5 protein-coding genes are annotated in these 2,947 nt (G+C 46.3%); all 5 read left to right on the top strand.

Annotation, left to right across the window (positions count from 1 at the left end):
- Positions 1-21 precede the first annotated feature (21 nt).
- From ACFIJS_RS08710 to ACFIJS_RS08730, 5 genes are read left to right on the top strand one after another with little or no spacing between them, the layout of a single operon-like run.
- Positions 22-1,053 (top strand): AAA family ATPase, encoded by a 1,032-nt coding sequence (locus tag ACFIJS_RS08710; RefSeq protein ID WP_375618796.1) that lies wholly within the window; start codon positions 22-24, stop codon positions 1,051-1,053.
- On the top strand, positions 1,050-1,325 hold the full coding sequence (locus tag ACFIJS_RS08715) for a hypothetical protein (protein WP_375607958.1): 276 nt from the start codon (positions 1,050-1,052) through the stop codon (positions 1,323-1,325). The genes ACFIJS_RS08710 and ACFIJS_RS08715 overlap by 4 nt, the downstream gene beginning before the upstream one ends.
- A complete protein-coding gene (locus ACFIJS_RS08720; RefSeq protein WP_375651220.1) occupies positions 1,325-1,603 on the top strand; it encodes a hypothetical protein in 279 nt (92 codons plus the stop codon). Before ACFIJS_RS08715 ends, ACFIJS_RS08720 begins: the two co-directional genes overlap by 1 nt.
- Complete coding sequence (locus ACFIJS_RS08725; RefSeq protein ID WP_375651216.1) at positions 1,587-2,210, top strand: DUF3164 family protein; 624 nt, start codon at positions 1,587-1,589, stop codon at positions 2,208-2,210. The genes ACFIJS_RS08720 and ACFIJS_RS08725 overlap by 17 nt, the downstream gene beginning before the upstream one ends.
- A 23-nt stretch (positions 2,211-2,233) precedes the next feature.
- On the top strand, positions 2,234-2,851 hold the full coding sequence (locus ACFIJS_RS08730) for a phage protein GemA/Gp16 family protein (protein WP_375651218.1): 618 nt from the start codon (positions 2,234-2,236) through the stop codon (positions 2,849-2,851).
- Positions 2,852-2,947: the final 96 nt, after the last annotated feature.

Consider the following 2,947-nt stretch of genomic DNA (forward strand, 5'->3'; position numbering starts at 1 on the left):
AATACGAGAGGGAGATTATAGATGAAAAACGCGATAAATGCAACGGTCGATAAAAATCCTTGGGCGCGACCTAAAATTCAGCCCAATGGAACAGCACAAAACCGCAACAGTGATGACATTGCTTTATGGAATGAGCTTGTGGATTCAGTGAGAGCTTTAGGACAAATGAATGATTGGTCTAAGGCGGAAGTGGCGCGGCGCATAGGCATGCCGGATGGGACGTTTTCGCAATGGTATGCGGGCAGTTATGCGGGACAGTTGGGGAAGCAAAATGCGAAGGTTCAACAATGGGTTGAGGTTTTAAAGGAAACAGCGGGGTTTTTGGAGCGCATTCCTGAAAAGCCGGCTTTTCAGAGGAATCGAATTGCTAGTGAGATCATTGATACTTTAACACTGGCGCAAAGTACGGGGGATATGGTGATGATTACGCTTGATGCGGGCAGTGGTAAGACCGAAACCTGCCGCCATTACCGCGCGACCCGCCCGCATGTTTACCTTGTGACAGCAAGCCCGCATACGCGTAGTGTTCATGGTATTTTGAATGATATGGCAGCAGAATTGGAGGTGGTGGAATATAATCCCACCCGCTTAACGCGTGCGATTGGCAAAAAGTTAGAGCGCGTGGGCAGTGGCACGTTGTTGATCGTTGATGAGGCGCAAAATTTAACGGATGAAGCGATTAATCAGTTGCGCCACTTTGTTGATATCAATGGTACGGGGTTGGCTTTGGTTGGCAATGATGAAATCTCTGGACGGTTGGTTCATCGTCAAAATGGTCCCTCTTATGCGCAAATTAAAAGCCGATTGGCGATGCATTTGAAGCGTCGCAAGCCCTATAGTGAGGATATTGCAGCGCGCATTCATGATTGGGGGATTGAAGATGTTGGTGCGATAAAGTTTTTGACGGGAATTGGTTTGAAAGCAGGAGCTTTGCGGCAAATTGACAAAACCATGATGTTGGCACGCATGGCAGCGCTTGGAGATGGGTGTGAGGTGACCCTTAAACATGTCAAAGCGGCATGGAAAAACCGTGACGTGGAGGAATTGGCATGATCCCTTTATGCGACAAAGAATTATCCGATACGCTTGTTGGTCTTTATGACGATTATCAATGCGGTTTTGATATTGGAGAAAAGCTTAAATTGTGTGTTGATTTGGCGTTATTGCTTGAATTGGAGTTGAGTGTTCACCGTTTGGGGGAGGCTGATGCGGTTTTGGAAGGCCAAGTTGTGGAAGCTTTACGTTGTAGCCAAGCGCTTCATGCCAAGAGTGATGAGGGTGAGAAAGGAACGGTTATTCATATGGATTTTGGAGGCGGAAAATGATGGAACGGAACCCTTATATGGTGAGAGATTGCTTGGTTGCTTTGCGTTCTGCTTTACTCAAGCATGAAATGGAGGGCATTTTTCTGAGTGCGAAAGATGTTCGAGAATTGAATGATTATTTGCGTCGTCTCGCGGGCTATAATCATATTTTAGGTCATGAGCTTATGCGGTGTCGTTGGCAATTGAAAGCGGGATATGACCCTTTATCGGGTTCTGTTTTACCGTTTCGTCGGTTTCAAAAAACACAGGAGGAAGTTGGTGATGAATCCACAAATTGAACTTGAAGGTACGCGTTATATGAAGGATGCGAAAGGGGCTTTGGTGCCAGTAAGCCTAATCCGCCCTGCGGATTTGCTTGAGGATGAAACGGTGCGCAAAATTATGAGTTTTGCGAAAGAATTATCGGCAAGGATTGCACGTTTTAACAGCCATACGATTGCGGATTTGAGTGGTTTTGATAGCTTGCTTGCGCAAGAATATGGTGTGGAGCGGCGTGGCAAAAAGGGCAATTGTACTTACACAAGCTTTGATGGTTTGCAACGCATTAAGGTGCAAGTTCAGGAAAGTGTTGATTTTGGACCGCAATTGCAAATTGCCAAAAGCCTTCTTGATGAGTGTTTGAATGAGTGGTCTGCGGATGCACGCCCTGAAATCCGTGCGATTATTACGCGTGCTTTTAATACGGATAAAGAAGGTAAGGTGAATCGGGGGGAAATCTTTATGTTGCTGCGTTTGGATATTGATGATCCACGCTGGAAAGAGGCGATGCGTGCCATTCGTGAAGCTATTCGTGTGACGACATCTAAGGAATATGTGCGTTTTTATGAGCGCGATACATTGGAAAGCCCTTGGCGGGCTGTGACGCTTGATTTAGCCAAGACATAAAAGGGAGATAATAAGGGGATACCATGTCTTTAGCGGCTATTCATATGGGCAAACGCGCGTTAGGTCTTGATGATGAGACCTATCGCGCACTGCTTTTTCGATTGACAGGCAAGCAATCGGCAAAAGATTTGAATTTTTCAGAACAGCGCTTTGTGATGCAAGAAATGCGAGCATATGGGGGTGAGGTCAATGGCAAGCTTTTAGAGGGAAAATATGCCAAGAAGCTCCAGGCGCTCTGGATTGCTGGGTGGAATCTTGGCATTATCCGTGATCGTTCAGATAAGGCGTTGCTTGCCTTTGTGAAAAGACAGACAGGCGTTGATCATATTCGCTTTTTACGCGATAGCGATGATGCATGCAGAGCCATTGAGGCGTTGAAAGGTTGGTTGCAGCGTGAGGGTGGGGTTGACTGGAGAGGGAAAAACCGCGAAGATTCATGGAGGAAGAAACCAAGCATTTCCATTTTGTGTGCCCAATGGAAGTGTTTAAATCCGGATGCTGTGTTTGAGCTTGGGGCTTTTCATCAAAGTGTTATGGCGTTAAGTGGTAAAGCTTTGGGCGAGATGAATGGGAGCGATTTTAGAGAAGTGATGAATGTTTGGGGGCGGAAAATCCGTAAAAGTGTAAAAAGCGAGGGGTAAGCATGTATGCAAGAGGAAGTCTATAGCGATTTTCCTGCCTTATTGCGAGAAATAGCTGATGTTGCGGGCAGTGAAGCAGCATGGAATATGATGCGG

Origin of the sequence: Bartonella sp. OT172YNZD, from assembly GCF_042193725.1 — a bacterium.
Classification (GTDB): Bacteria; Pseudomonadota; Alphaproteobacteria; order Rhizobiales; family Rhizobiaceae; genus Bartonella; species Bartonella grahamii_A.

Excerpts from the sequence above, each read along its gene's own strand:
- ACFIJS_RS08730 (WP_375651218.1), top strand. The coding sequence starts at position 2,234 with ATGTCTTTAGCGGCTATTCATATGGGCAAACGCGCGTTAGGTCTTGAT.
- ACFIJS_RS08725 (WP_375651216.1), top strand. The coding sequence starts at position 1,587 with ATGAATCCACAAATTGAACTTGAAGGTACGCGTTATATGAAGGATGCG.
- ACFIJS_RS08710 (WP_375618796.1), top strand. The coding sequence starts at position 22 with ATGAAAAACGCGATAAATGCAACGGTCGATAAAAATCCTTGGGCGCGA.
- ACFIJS_RS08715 (WP_375607958.1), top strand. The coding sequence starts at position 1,050 with ATGATCCCTTTATGCGACAAAGAATTATCCGATACGCTTGTTGGTCTT.
- ACFIJS_RS08720 (WP_375651220.1), top strand. The coding sequence starts at position 1,325 with ATGGAACGGAACCCTTATATGGTGAGAGATTGCTTGGTTGCTTTGCGT.